Source organism: Actinoplanes philippinensis (genome assembly GCF_900113015.1).
Taxonomy (GTDB): Bacteria; Actinomycetota; Actinomycetes; order Mycobacteriales; family Micromonosporaceae; genus Actinoplanes; species Actinoplanes philippinensis.
The window spans coordinates 54,334-68,026 of the sequence record NZ_FONV01000005.1 but is presented as its reverse complement, the minus strand read 5'-3'; the positions used below and the strand labels follow the sequence as shown (position 1 = coordinate 68,026).

At 74.1% G+C, this 13,693-nt stretch carries 8 protein-coding genes and 1 pseudogene; 8 read left to right on the top strand and 1 reads right to left on the bottom strand.

The features are described from left to right. The first annotated feature begins 6 nt into the window (after window positions 1-6). Entirely contained in the window at window positions 7-1,386 is a 1,380-nt protein-coding gene (locus BM290_RS13770; RefSeq protein ID WP_239144074.1) for a beta-N-acetylhexosaminidase, read from the top strand. Window positions 1,387-1,400: 14 nt separating this feature from the next. Here the strand turns inward: BM290_RS13770 and BM290_RS13765 are convergent, their stop codons facing one another. Then, entirely contained in the window at window positions 1,401-2,321 is a 921-nt protein-coding gene (locus BM290_RS13765) for an aminoglycoside phosphotransferase family protein (RefSeq protein ID WP_093613882.1), read from the bottom strand. A 29-nt stretch (window positions 2,322-2,350) separates the two neighbouring features. Between BM290_RS13765 and BM290_RS13760 the strand changes: the two genes are divergently transcribed. From BM290_RS13760 to BM290_RS13730, 7 genes and pseudogenes are all read left to right on the top strand, one after another. Continuing rightward, the gene (locus tag BM290_RS13760; RefSeq protein WP_093613880.1) at window positions 2,351-3,526 is read left to right on the top strand and encodes an alanine racemase; all 1,176 of its coding nucleotides are present in this window, start codon (window positions 2,351-2,353) and stop codon (window positions 3,524-3,526) included. Between the two features lie 294 nt (window positions 3,527-3,820). After that, the gene (locus BM290_RS13755) at window positions 3,821-4,606 is read left to right on the top strand and encodes a hypothetical protein (RefSeq protein WP_093613878.1); all 786 of its coding nucleotides are present in this window, start codon (window positions 3,821-3,823) and stop codon (window positions 4,604-4,606) included. 80 nt (window positions 4,607-4,686) lie between these two features. Next, window positions 4,687-6,489: an aspartate--tRNA ligase gene (gene aspS, locus BM290_RS13750; RefSeq protein ID WP_093613876.1), complete on the top strand. Its 1,803-nt coding sequence runs from the start codon at window positions 4,687-4,689 to the stop codon at window positions 6,487-6,489. Window positions 6,490-6,587: 98 nt separating this feature from the next. After that, entirely contained in the window at window positions 6,588-7,190 is a 603-nt protein-coding gene (locus BM290_RS13745; protein WP_093613874.1) for a winged helix-turn-helix domain-containing protein, read from the top strand. Continuing rightward, window positions 7,187-8,458, top strand: a complete 1,272-nt coding sequence (locus tag BM290_RS13740; protein WP_093613872.1) for an MFS transporter — start codon at window positions 7,187-7,189, stop codon at window positions 8,456-8,458. The genes BM290_RS13745 and BM290_RS13740 overlap by 4 nt, the downstream gene beginning before the upstream one ends. 16 nt (window positions 8,459-8,474) lie before the next feature. Beyond that, the gene (locus BM290_RS13735; RefSeq protein ID WP_093613870.1) at window positions 8,475-8,696 is read left to right on the top strand and encodes a hypothetical protein; all 222 of its coding nucleotides are present in this window, start codon (window positions 8,475-8,477) and stop codon (window positions 8,694-8,696) included. Window positions 8,697-8,952: 256 nt separating this feature from the next. After that, a pseudogene (locus BM290_RS13730) lies at window positions 8,953-10,419 on the top strand (replication-associated recombination protein A); the annotation flags it as partial. Window positions 10,420-13,693 lie beyond the last annotated feature (3,274 nt).

Genomic DNA, 13,693 nt, shown 5'->3' with positions numbered 1-13,693 from the left:
AGGCCTTTGTCGGTACGGCTGGAGCCCGGCGCCACCGCGGGCGCCGATGTCGTGGCGCGCCTCGACCCGAGCCTTCCGCCCGAGGGCTATGTCCTGGACCTGGCGCCCGAGGGCATCCTCCTGCGCGGCGGCTCGGCGGCCGGGCTGTTCTACGGCCGGCAGACCCTCGCGCGACTGGGGTCGCCACCGCCGTGCGGCCGGGTCGAGGACGCGCCACGGTTCGCGTGGCGGGGCGTCATGCTCGACGTGGCACGGCACTTCATGCCCGTACCCGATGTCCTGCGATTCGTTGATCTGATCGCCTTTCACCGGCTGAACGTGCTGCACCTGCACCTCACCGACGACCAGGGCTGGCGCATCGAGGTGCCCGGGTGGCCACGGCTCACCGAGGTCGGCGCGTGGCGTTCGTCGACGATGCTCGGCTCACGCGTCCACGACCGCTACGACGGCCGGCCGCACGGTGGCTTCTACACCACCGCCGACCTGCGCCGGATCGTCGAACACGCGGCCCGGCGGCACGTCACCGTCGTCCCCGAGGTGGACATGCCCGGCCACATGCAGGCGGCGATCGCGGCGTACCCCGAGCTCGGCAACGGTTTCGCCGGCCCGGTCCGGACCGGCTGGGGCATCTCCCCGCACGTCCTCAACCTGTCGCCGGAGACCCTCGGCTTCTGCCGCGAGGTCCTCGACCACGTCTGCGACGTCTTCCCGTCCGATCTGATCGGCATCGGCGGCGACGAGTGCCCCACGGTCGAGTGGCCGGGCGGCCGGGAGCTGCAGGCCGCCTTCACCGCGGAGATGGCGGCCCATCTGGCCGGCCGGGGCCGCCGCCTCTACGGCTGGGACGAGATCCTGGCCGGCGGCGCGCCGGAGGGTGCGGTCGTCGCCGCGTGGCGTGGCACCGAACCCGCCGAGGTCGCCGTCCGGGCCGGCCACCAGGTGGTCTGCTGCCCCGACGTGAAGCTCTACCTCGACTACCGGCAGTCCGGCGACCCCGGCGAGCCGACCCCGGTGGGCACCCTGCTCACCCTGGAGGACGTGTACGCCTACGAGCCGCCGGACTCGCCGCTCGTCCTCGGCGCCCAGGCGAACATCTGGACCGAGCACATGGAGTCGCTGCGCCGGGTCGAGTACATGGCCTTCCCCCGGCTGTGTGCGCTGGCCGAAGTGGTCTGGAGCCCGGCCGGGCGGGACTTCGCCGACTTCGCCGCACGCCTGCCCCGGCACCTGGAGCTGCTGGACGCGCTCGGCGTCAACTACCGCCCGCTCAGCGGGCCACGGCCGGAGGACGCCCGGCCGGACGCGCCCGGCCACCCCCGCGACCTCGCCGATCGTCTCGCCGAGCTGCACGAGATGACCGCCGACCTGCGCGGGGAGCCGGAGTGACCGGGCCCGGGCGGTCAGGACAACAGCGGCAGGAGCCGCCGGGCCAGCATCAGCGGCCGGGTGGTCACCCTGCCGTCGCCCTCGAAGGTCCACACCTCGGAGAGCACCGCCTGGACGAAACCCCACGCCACCACCCGGTCGGCGGGCATGCCCAGACCGTCGGCGAGCTGTTCGATCCGGGCCTCCGCGGCGTTCAGCACCGGCTCGTGCGGCGCGTCCGGGTCGGGGTTGTAGAGCAGCGCCCCGATCTCGTATCCGGGATCGCCGATCACCCCGTGCGGGTCGATCGCCAGCCACGGCTCGCGCTCCGCGGCCAGCACGTTGTCGTGGTGCAGGTCGCCGTGCAGCACCACCCGCTCGGTCGCGCTCGCGCACAGCTCGGTGAAGAGCCCGGCGGCCCGCTCCACCAGATGCCGGGGCAGCGGGTCGTCGCCGGGGAAACGCTCAAGATGCCGGCGGAACGACGCGATCCGGCCGGACAGCTCGGGCAGCGCCACCCCGTCCGGCGCCGGCCGGTGCAGCCGTTTGATCACGCCGATCAGCACGGCCGTCGCCGCCGGGTCGTCGTGGGCGGTCAGCGCCGCGGCCGGGGTGCCCGGCCGGGCCTCCTCCAGCAGCAGCGCGCCGCGGGCGTCGTCGCGGGCCAGCACGCGGATCGCCGCCCGGCCGCCGAAACACTCCAGCGCGGTGGCCTCGTCGGCGAGGTGGCCGCTCTCCGGCACGCCCAGTTTCAGCACGGCCGGGCTGCCGTCGGCCCGGCGGACCCGGCCCACCCAGTTCATGCTCAGGGGCAGCGGCCCGGCCGGGGTCAGCTCCCAGTCCGCCATCAGCCGGGCGGTCAGCCCGGTCAGCCCGGCGAGCCACGCCCGCCCGGCGTCGCCCCAGGTCTGCTCGACGTTGCGGCGGAATCCGGCGGAGTGCTTGGTGTCGGCCATGGCGAGAAGTCTGACAAGCGAGGAGCGACATGACGATCGACTGGCGGAGCAAGGGCTTCTGGGCGCCGGACGGGACTGTCGATCCCCGCGGGCGCGGCCTCTTCGAGGGCGGTTTCACCTGGCCGCTGCTGGTGGTGCGGCGGGCGGCGGTGGAGGCCAACATCGCGACCATGGCCGCCTACTGCCGGCGGCACGGGTTCGACCTCGCGCCGCACGCCAAGACCACGATGGCGCCGGTGCTGCTGGCGGCCCAGGTCAGGGCCGGCGCCTGGGGGATGACGGTGGCCACGCCCAACCAGGCGCTGGTGCTGCGGCGGCTCGGCATCGAACGGGTGCTGATCGCCAACGAGGTCCTCGACCCGGTGGCGCTGCGCTGGCTGGCCGCCGAGAGCGCCGCCGGCTGGCAGGTGTGCTTCCAGGTCGACTCGCTCGCCGGGGTCGAGGCCGCGGCCGCCGCCGGGGGACCGCTGCGGGTGCTCGTGGAGCTGGGGCACGACGGCGGCCGGACCGGCGTGCGCGGGCTCGGCGCGCTGGAGACGATCGCCCGTGCGGTGCACGCGGCGCCCGGGCTGGAACTCGCCGGGGTGGCCGGCTACGAGGGCCAGCTGCGGGACCAGGAGAGCGTCGACGCGTACCTCGATCAGCTCGCCGCGGGCGTGGACCGCCTGATCGAAGCCGGTCTACTGCCGGATCGCGGACTCGTCGCCTGCGGCGGCAGCGCCTGGTTCGACCGGGTCATCGCCCGTCTCGGCGGCCTCCGCGACCGGGCCCGGCTGGTCCTGCGCAGTGGCGCCACGGTCACCCACGACGACGGGTTCTACCGGGAGCGGACGCCGTTCACCCGGGTGCCCGCCGAGGGGCCGCTCGCCGCGGCGCTCGAGATCTGGGCCCAGGTGATCTCGGCGCCCGAGCCCGGCCTGGCCATCGCCGGCATGGGCAAACGCGACGCGTCGTTCGACGAGGGGCTGCCGGAGCCGCTCGACGTCCGCCGGGCGGACGGTCACACCGTCAAGGCCGAGGGGGTACGGGTGACCAAGCTGAACGACCACCACACGTACCTCGCCGTCGCGGATCTCGCCCTGACCCCCGGCGACCTGATCCGTTTCGGTCTCTCGCACCCGTGCACCGCCTTCGACAAGTGGCGCGACATCCCTCTGGTCGACGAGGATCGGCGGGTCGTGGACGTGCTGCACACCTATTTCTGAGGAGGCGCCGTGACCGGCTTCCGGCTGGAGCGGTGGGACGAGCGGGCGCCCGAGACGGTACGGGCTACCGGCGCCGGGTGAATCGGCGGGCGGAGCGCCGTACTCCCGGACGGTCGTCCCCCGCCGGGGGATGGTCTACCGGATCGATGGTGTTTACGGTGGTTGAGCGCCGAACGAGCGTTTTCACCGACTGCGCCGTTGGAGTCCGCCATGTCCGTATTCCGCGCATCTGCCGGCGAACCCGTCCACCGTCCGCCCGAGGCGCCGCACCCCGCGTCGCCGCCGGGTCATCGGGTGCCTCACCAGCGCGCCTCCGAGCACCGCTACCCGGACGGCCCCACCGAGCCGCTCGGCACCGCCCGCGACGGTCCCGCCCCGGAGAGCCGGCCGCGGGAGGGCGCGGCTCCCGATCCGCCGGCGGCTCTGATCCCCCGGGCCGCCACGCCGCCCCCGATCGTCGTGGCCGACCCCGAGCCGGCCGTCGCCCCGCGCCCGCGCCGCCGCCGGGCCGGGATCGTCGCCGCGATCCTCCTCAGCCTGCTGGCCCTGCTGGCGTCCGGGGCCGGCGTCTGGCTCTCCTGGCGTGCCTACCAGGCGACCCGTGCCCCCGAGCCCGCCTTCCGGGCCGCTCCGGTGATCGCCTCGGTCGCGGCCCGGCCGCCGCAGCCGGCGCGATACCCGGTCGCCTACGCCAAGGAGCCGCTGCGCCTGCAGGTGGCCTGCGCCGCCGTGCTGCACCTGGACCTGGACGAGCCCCGGGCCGACGCCGCCGAGGTCCTCGCCGACCTGCGCTACGACGGCGGCTGCGGGACCAAGCCGCCGCAGCTCGGCCTCGGCGTGGGCGCGGCCGGTGGCAGCCGTCAGGTGAGCGCCGACGCCGACGCGGCCGACTGCGACCGGGCGATCCGCACCGCCCCGCTGGGCCGGGGGCTGGCGGTGGAGGTCAAGGAGGGCACGGCCGTGTGTGTGCTCACCGCGGCGGCGCCGGCCCAGCTCGTGCTCGTGGAGATCATCGACGTCGGCGGCTCCGGCACCGCCGGCCTGCGTGCCACATCCTGGCAGGTTCCGGGAGACCGGTAGACCGGCCCGTGGCACGCGGCGCGGGGCGCTCCTGACAGAATGTCGGGTGCGCCCCGCGAACCCTGTTAGGAGACTCTTCCGTGATCCGTACCCATGACGCCGGCACTCTGCGCGCGAGCGACGCCGGCACGACGGTGACGCTCGCCGGGTGGGTCGCGCGCCGGCGCGACCACGGCGGTGTCATCTTCGTCGACCTCCGTGACGCCTCCGGCGTGGTCCAGGTGGTGTTCCGCGAGGAGGATGCGCACGCGCTGCGCAACGAGTTCTGCGTCAAGGTCGTCGGCGAGGTCAACGCCCGCCCGGCCGGCAACGAGAACCCGGATCTCGCGACCGGCGAGATCGAGGTGGTCGCCAGCGAGCTGATCGTCCTCTCCGAGGCGGCCCCGCTGCCGCTGCCGGTCGACGACACCATCACCGCCTCCGACGACCTGCGCCTGAAATACCGCTACCTCGACCTGCGCCGCTCCGGCCCGGCCAAGGCGCTGCGCCTGCGCAGCCGCGCCAACCAGATCGCCCGCGAGGTCCTGCACGCCCGCGACTTCAACGAGATCGAGACGCCGACGCTGACGCGCTCCACGCCGGAGGGCGCCCGCGACTTCCTGGTCCCGGTCCGCCTCCAGCCTGGTACGTGGTATGCGCTGCCCCAGTCCCCGCAGCTGTTCAAGCAGCTGCTGATGGTGGCCGGCATGGAGCGCTACTACCAGATCGCCCGCTGCTACCGCGACGAGGACTTCCGCGCCGACCGGCAGCCGGAGTTCACCCAGCTCGACATCGAGATGTCCTTCGTCACCCAGGAGGACATCATCGAGCTAGGTGAGGAGATCGTCTCCCGCCTGTGGAGCGAGCTCGCCGACTACCAGGTCCCCCTGCCGATCCCGCGGATCACCTGGACCGACGCGATGAACCGCTACGGTTCCGACAAGCCCGATCTGCGGTACGGGGTGGAGCTGGTCGAGCTGACCGACTACCTGCGCGGCACCGCGTTCCGGGTGTTCGCCGGCGCGATCGACGCCGGGGGCTACGTCGGCGCGGTCGTCATGCCGGGCGGCGCCGCCCAGACCCGCAAGGAGCTGGACGGTTGGCAGGACTGGGCGAAGGCGCGGGGCGCCCGTGGCCTGGCCTACGTGGTCCTCGACGCCGAGACCGGCGAGCCGAAGGGCCCGGTCGCCAAGAACCTGTCGCCCGAGCACCTGTCCGGCCTGGCCGACCAGGTCGGCGCGAAGCCGGGTGACGCGGTGTTCTTCGCCGCCGCCACCGAGCGCCGGGAGGCCCAGGAGCTGCTCGGCGCGGCCCGGATCGAGATCGCCAAGCGGGCCGGCCTGATCGACGAGTCCGCCTGGGCGTTCTGCTGGGTGGTGGACGCGCCGATGTTCGAGAAGACGGACGAGGGTGGCTGGACCGCCGTGCACCACCCGTTCACCTCGCCGAACGAGGAGTGGATCGACACCTTCGAGTCCGCCCCCGACAAGGCCCTGGCGTATGCGTACGACATCGTGGTCAACGGCAACGAGATCGGCGGCGGCTCCGTCCGTATCCACCGGGCCGACGTGCAGAGCCGGGTCTTCGACCTGCTCGGCATCACGCCGGAGGAGGCCGCCGACAAGTTCGGCTTCCTGCTCGAGGCATTCAAGTACGGTCCGCCCCCGCACGCCGGCATCGCGCTCGGCTGGGACCGGACGTGCATGCTGCTCAGCGGCAACGAGTCGATCCGTGAGGTGATCGCCTTCCCGAAGACGCGGGGCGGTTTCGACCCGCTGACCACCGCGCCGACCCCGATCACCGCGCAGCAGCGCCTGGAGGCCGGCATCGACGCCAAGCCGAAGGCCGCGGCGGGTGCTCCGGGGACGGACGGGCAGGCCGCGCCGGTCCAGCACTCCAACTAGCTCAGCGGGAAAAGGCCGGCGACCGGATCGCCGGCCTTTTTCGTGCCCATCATGCAAAGAAGTTGTGCATAGAAACTGTGCACAGTTATTGTGCAAGCATGACGAGCGATGAGCGCAGGACCGATGAGCGCATGACCGAGGTGCACCTCAGCGCCCGGCAGATCCGGGTGCTCGCCCACCCGCTGCGGATCCGCCTGCTGGGTGAGCTGCGGCTGCAGGGCCCGGCGACCGCCACCCGCCTCGCCGAGGCCCTCGACACCAACACCGGGGCCACCAGCTATCACCTGCGCCAGCTCGCCGACGCCGGCCTGGTGGTCGAGGAGGACCGGCCCGGCAGCGGCCGCCAGCGCTGGTGGCGGGCCCTGCACGAGCTGTCCAGCTGGCAGCGCAGCGACTACGAGGGCGACGCCGACGCGGCCGCCGCCGTCGACTGGCTGGAGTCCTATCAGCTCAACCTGATGGTCCAGCGCGTCGAGGCGTGGCGGCTGATCGCGCCGGGCGAGACGCAGGAGTGGCGTGACGTCTCCGGCCTCGGCGACTACGCGCTCACCCTGGCCCCGGAGCAGCTGCACGCCCTGCAGTCGGAGCTGGAGGAGCTGATCGAGCGCCACCGCGCCCGGGCGCTGGCCGACCCGCGGCCCGGCGCACGCCAGGTGATGCTCTTCTACGGCGCGATGCCGTGGGTGGGTGAGGTCAAGTGAGCGCCGCCCAGGTCCGTGCCCGTTATGTGACCCTGCTCAGCCTGCGCTGGGCCCCGGTCGGGCTGCTCATACCGGTCCTCGTGCTGCTGCCGCTCGAGCGGGGGATCTCCCTCCTTCAGATCGGCTCGGCCGTCGCCGTCCAGGGTTTCGTCGTCCTGCTGCTGGAGCTGCCGACCGGCGGGCTCGCCGACGCGCTCGGGCGACGGCCGGTCCTGCTCGTCGCCGGGGCGGTCAACCTGGTCGCGTTGTCGCTGTTCGCGGTCGCCGGCACGTTCTGGCTGCTCGCCGCTTCCTACCTGCTGCAGGGCGTTTACCGGGCGCTCGACAGCGGGCCGCTGCAGTCCTGGTTCGTCGACCGGTCCCTGGCCGCCGACCCGGGGGCCGACATCGAGAGCGGCCTCAGCCGGGGCGAGGTCGCCTGCAGCCTGGCGATCGGGGGCGCGGCCCTGGCCAGTGGCGGCCTGGTCTGGCTCGGGCCGGTCGGCCTCGGATCGCTCGGGCAGGTGAGCGCGTTGACCGTACCGGTGCTGGTCGCTCTTGCTCTGAGCCTGCTCAGCACGGTCGCCGTGGCGCTGATCATGGCCGAGGACCGCCCCGCCCGCGGAAAGGCCGCACTCGGAGCCTCGCTCCGCGGTGTGCCGGTGGCGATCGGCGGAGCGCTGGCCCTCGCCCGCCGGTCCCGGGTCGTGCAGGCGCTGATCGCCGTCGAGTTCCTGTGGAGCTTCGGCATGGTCACCTTCGAGAAGCTGATGCCGGTGCGTCTCAGCGAGGTCACCGCCGCGGCCGGCCCCTTGATCGGGCCGGTCAACGCGATCGCCTGGGCCGCCTCCGCCGCCGGCGCCGCCCTCGTGCCGCTGCTCGTCCGCAGTGCCGGCGCACGGTGGGCCGGGTTCACGCTGTGCCTCGCGCAAGGCGTCATGATCGTCGGCATGGGCCTGTTCGCCGGCCCGGCCGGAGTGATCGGCGCGTTCCTGCTCTGCTACGCGGTGCACGGCGCGGCCAACCCGGTGCACTCCGGACTGCTCCACCGCCAGGCCACGGGGGAGTACCGGACGAGCCTGCTCTCGCTCAACTCGATGGTCGCCGCGCCGGGCTTCTCGATCGGGGCGATCGTCCTCACCGCCGTCGCCGTCCGGACCAGCACAACCACCGCCATCGTGGCCGGCGCGGTGGTGCTGGCCGCCGCCGCTCCGCTCTATCTGGTCAAATCGCCGGCCGTGTTTCGGGAACCCGCCCCTTCGGGTACCAGCGAGTCACTGGCTCTCTGACCCCCCGGAGGAACCGATGCTCGCCATCGCCGCCGCCGTAGTCTTCGGCATCTACCTGCTCGCCGACCTGTTGGACACCAACTTCGGCGCGCCCGACCTGTTCAACTTCTCCACCATGGCGTCACTGGGCCTGCTGCTGCTCGCCCTCTACCTGGCGGGCATCGGCAGCGGGCCGCGTGCGTCCTCCGGCGCGGGCAGCGGCCGCCGCTTCTACGGCCGTCGTCCCGGCCGCGGCTGACCGCTTCCTCCGGCTCGTCTCTCCCTCTGCGGGGGAGGCAGTCCGGCTCGTCCTTCCCTCTGCGGGGGAGGCAGTCCGGCTCGTCCTTCCCCTTGTGGGAAGCCCTCCGGCCACTCCGGCCCGCCCTTCCCCCGGGGGCGGGCCGGAGCATTTTCCGGCACTCTCGGTGAGGCCTTCGTAGCAGGTGGACAGGTTGTCCACAGGCCGGCCGACGGTGTTTCGGATCGATGCCGGAAGGCCGGTACTGTCGGTTGTGATGGAAACGGAAGGGCTCTTCTCCCTCGCACCGCCGGACGCTCGAGCAGCGGATCCGGCCGCCGCCGCGACCGCCGGATTCGGGCGGCCGGCCGGTGACGCGCCCCTGCCGGTGCGGATGCGGCCCACCTCCCTCGACGAGCTGATCGGCCAGGAGCACCTGCTCGCGCCCGGCGCCCCGCTGCGCCAGCTGGTGACCGGGGCCAGCCCGATGTCGGTGATCCTCTGGGGCCCGCCCGGCACCGGCAAGACCACCATCGCGCACCTGGTGGCCAACGCCACCGATCGCAAGTTCGTCGCCATGTCCGCCCTGACCGCCGGGGTCAAGGACGTGCGCGCGGTGATCGACACGGCCCGGCGCGAGCGGCGATACGGCGGGCCGCCCACGGTGCTGTTCATCGACGAGGTGCACCGCTTCAGCAAGACCCAGCAGGACTCGTTGCTCGCCGCCGTCGAGGACCGGACGGTCACGCTGCTCGCGGCGACCACCGAGAACCCGTACTTCTCGGTGATCTCGCCCCTGCTCTCCCGATGTGTGCTGCTCACCCTCCAGTCTCTCGGCGAGGATCACGTCCGCGACCTGCTCCGGCGCGCGACCACCGACGAGCGCGGCCTGGGCGGCGCCGTCACCCTCACCGCCGAGGCAGAGGATCATCTGGTCCGGCTGGCCAACGGCGACGTCCGCAAAGCCCTGACCGCCCTCGAGGCCGCGGCCGGATCCGCCCTGGCCCAGTCCGCCACCGAGATCGACCTCGCCACGGCGGAGAAAGCCGTCGACGTGGCCGCCGTCCGCTACGACCGTGACGGCGACGCCCACTACGACGTGATCAGCGCGTTCATCAAGAGCATGCGCGGCAGCGACCCCGACGCCGCCCTGCACTATCTGGCCCGGATGCTGGTGGCCGGTGAGGACCCGCGGTTCATCGCCCGGCGCATCGTCATCTTCGCCAGTGAGGACGTCGGCATGGCCGACCCGCAGGCGCTGCTCGTGGCGAGCGCCGCCGCCCAGGCCGTGCAAAACGTGGGCCTGCCCGAGGCCGGGCTCAACCTGGCCCACGCCGTCGTGCACCTGGCCACCGCGCCCAAGTCCAACAGCGTCACCGTCGCCCTCGGCGAGGCGATGGCCGACGTCCGCTCCGGCCGGGGCGGGCCGGTCCCGCCGCACCTGCGCGACGCGCACTACCCCGGTTCGCGGGGCCTAGGCCACGGCCGGGGCTACCGCTACCCGCACGACGATCCACGCGGCGTCGTCCGCCAGCAGTATGTTCCCGATGATCTGGTCGGGACCGACTACTATCGGCCGACCGATCATGGCGCCGAACGCGCCGTCGGTGAACGGGTGCCGCGACTTCGCCGGATCGTGCGAGGCCTCGGCCCCACGCGAACACCGCCGAACGGGCCGGTCACCGCTTCGGCGGGCACCCCGGACCGCGCGGCGGGTGGTGCTCGGGCCGCGAATGAGTCACAGTCTTCGGCGGACTCGGAACCGGTCGCCACCGCGCCGGCCACAGCCGGAGCGGCCTCGGGACCGGAGGATGCCTCGGCGCCGGAGGGTGCCGAAGCTGCTTCCGGACCGCAGGGTGCCGAAGCAGCTTCGGGACCGCAGGGTGCCGGACAGGCCTCGGGGCCACAGGGTTCCGTAGCGGCCTCGGGACCGGAGGATGCCGGCCCGGCGTCGCGGTCGGAGGGCGCCGGAGCCGTTGAGGCCGCGGCTGCGACGGCGGGCTCCGGTGGGAGCGCTTCCGCCGATGGGGCCGACCCGGCCGCGGAGGCGGCCGGCAGTGGTGGCGGGGTCACCGGAGCGGGCGGGCAGGTGACCGCCGAGGGTGACACCGAGGGCAGTGACGACAGCGGCGAAAGTGCCGGGGAGGAACAGCGGTGACAGGGCGGGGTGCCGAACGGCCCGACGACGAAGCCGGCCAGGGCGGTAAGAGCCGCCGGCGCTTCGGGCGTGGTGGCGGCCGTGCCGAGCAGCCGGCCGTTCCCCAGGAGGTCCCGCGCGAGGAGACCGGCTGGCTCGACGACCTGCGCACGGCCAAGGAGGAGGGCGGGGCGATCGGCCCCGGCACCCGTCCCGGCGAGGCCCGGACCAGCAAGTCCGGGCGGATGGCCCCCGGCCCCGACGAGGAGCCCGACGACGACTTCGCGTTCCCGGGCGGCCCGGAGGACGGCTTCCCTGGTGACGGTGCCGGCGACGGCGAGGGCACCACAGGGTGGCAGACGGCGCCGGGTCAGCGGTCCGGGCCGGTGCCGCGAACCGCTCCGGTCTCGCCCGGCGCCATGCCTTCCGGTGGTGCCATGCCTTCCGGTGCTGCGCCGGGTGCTGTTCCGCCCGGTGGGCTTCCGTCGGGTGGCTCTCCGGCCGGGCCTGGTCAGATGCCGCCCGGTCGTGGTGGGTCGCGACCTGGGCCGGGGCAGCGTGCGGGCGGGATGCCGCCGGGAGCGGCACAGCCGGGTCCGGCGCCGGCCGGTGGGCCTCCGCCGGGTGCGGGTGCGCCCGGGCAGATGCCGGCGCGGCCGGTCAGCCCCGGGCAGATGCCGCCCGGTGGGCAGGGGCCGTTCGATCAGCAGCAGGGGCGTGGCAGCCGTGGTCCGGGGGGGCAGCGGCCTCCCGGTGCGGTCCCTCCTGGCGCGCTGCCGCCGGGTGCCGTGCCTCCCGGTGCGGTTCCGTCCGGCGCTGCTCCGTCCGGCGCTGTTCCGCCCGGGAGTCTTCCGCCTGGAGGGTTTCCTCCCGGGACTGTTCCGCCTGGTCAGGTGCCGCCCGGTGCTCGTCGGGGCGGGCCGCCGCAGGGTGGGCGTGCCGCTGTCGGGCCGGAAGCCGGCGCCGGTCGACGGCCGATCAACCCGGATCCGTCCGGTCAGATGTTCCCCGGTCAGGCGCCGGCGGGTGGTCCCGTCGTGCCGCCGTCCGGCAATGCTCCCGAGATCCCGCCGAGCCGGCCCGCACCGCCCGGTGCCCGTCCGGTCTCTCCGGGCGCGCGTCCGGTCCCGCCGGGTGTCCGGCCGGTCTCCCCGGGTGTCCGGCCGGTGTCGCCGGGCGCTCCCGCGCGTGACCGTTTCCGCCCTTCGGATCCGGTGTCCCCGGGACGTCCCGACGGCGTCCACCAGACGGGCCCGGTCCCCAGCGGTTACGACGCCGTCCACCAGTCCGGTCCCATCCCGAACGTGTATGACCAGTCGGGCCCGATCCCGACCGGCCGTGACGGTGTGCACCAGTCCGGGCCGATTCCGGGCGGGCGCCAGACGGGTCAGGTTCCGGGTGGCTATGACGCCGTTCATCAGTCCGGTCCCATCCCGAACGTGTATGACCAGTCGGGCCCGATTCCGCGTGGCCGTGACGGTGCGCGCCCGCCCGGCCCGGTTCCGGGTGGGCGGCAGCCGGGTCAGGCTCCTGGCGGGCGGCAGCCGGGTGAGGTTCCGGGTGGCTACGACGCCGTCCATCAGTCCGGTCCCATCCCGAACGTGTATGACCAGTCGGGCCCGATCCCGCGTGGCCGTGACGGTGCGTACCCTTCCAGCCCGGTCTCGGGTGGTCGGCAGGCGGGTCAGGCTGCGGGTGGGCGTGATGGCGGCCGTCAGCCGGGTCAGGCCGCGAGCGGTTATGACGCGGTGCATCAGTCGGGCGCGATTCCCAGCGGTTATGACGCGGTGCACCAGTCGGGCGCGATTCCCAGCGGCTATGACGCCGTGCATCAGTCCGGGGCCATTCCGAACGGCCCGCAGCAGGGTGGGCGGGGAGCCTCCGGCACGTATGGGGCCGCCTCGGTGCCCGGTGCGGGTGGCGAGCGTCCCGGCCGGCCACGTGCCCGGCGTGCTCCGGCCGAGGAAGGCACGGCTGAGGGCCCGACCGGACGGCATTCCGGCCGTGGCGGGCAGCCGGGCCATGCCGCCGACGGGGCGCCGGGGCACCGTCCCGGGCAGCCGGGCCACGCGTCCGACGGCGGCCCCGGCCACCGTCCCGGGCATGCCGCTCCCGCGGGGCCCGGTGCCGAGCGGTCCGGCCGGCACGGTTCGCCGGACGGCGCGCTGCGGTCCGGCAGTGGCTCACACGCTTTCGTGCAGACCGGCTCCGCGACGGGTTCGCACAGCTTTGTGCGGCCGACGTCCGACGCCGGTCCGCGCGGGGTGAACCAGGCCGGCTCCGACGCCGGCCCACGCGGGGTGAACCAGGCCGGCTCCGACGCCGGCCCGCGCGGGGTGAACCAGGCCGGAGCAGACACCGGTTCGCGCGGGTTGAACCAGGCCGGAGCAGACACCGGTCCACGCGGTTTCCACCAGGCCGGGACCGACACGGGTTCGCACAGTTTCGTGCAGCCTGGCTCCGACGCCGGCTCGCGCGCTTTCCGCCAGGCCGGGACCGACACCGGCTCGCACAGCTTTGTGCAGACCGGCGGGGACACCGGCACCCAGAGCGTGATCCGTCGTGGCGAGGGCCTGACCCGCAGCGAGGAACGTCGCCGTCGGAACGCGCACCAGGGCGCCGACCCCGACGAGCCGGAGGCCGGCGGTTTCACCGGGACCCCGGACGTTCCCGGTCCGCGTCGTATCGGGCCCGGCGACGGACGTCCGGTCCGGGCCGCCGCGGCGGTGCCGCCGGTCGTTCCGGGCCGTCAGGGCGCACGGACCCCGGTCGTCCCGGGGCGGGCCGGCGCGATGGCGGACAGCACCTCCGGCGTGATCCAGCGTCCCGGTCGTGGTGGCCGTGGCGGGCAGCCGGGCGAGGACCGTGGCACGGGCGCCGT

Excerpts from the sequence above, each read along its gene's own strand:
- BM290_RS13760 (WP_093613880.1), top strand. The coding sequence starts at position 2,351 with ATGACGATCGACTGGCGGAGCAAGGGCTTCTGGGCGCCGGACGGGACT.
- BM290_RS13765 (WP_093613882.1), bottom strand. The coding sequence starts at position 2,321 with ATGGCCGACACCAAGCACTCCGCCGGATTCCGCCGCAACGTCGAGCAG.
- BM290_RS13745 (WP_093613874.1), top strand. The coding sequence starts at position 6,588 with ATGACGAGCGATGAGCGCAGGACCGATGAGCGCATGACCGAGGTGCAC.
- BM290_RS13735 (WP_093613870.1), top strand. The coding sequence starts at position 8,475 with ATGCTCGCCATCGCCGCCGCCGTAGTCTTCGGCATCTACCTGCTCGCC.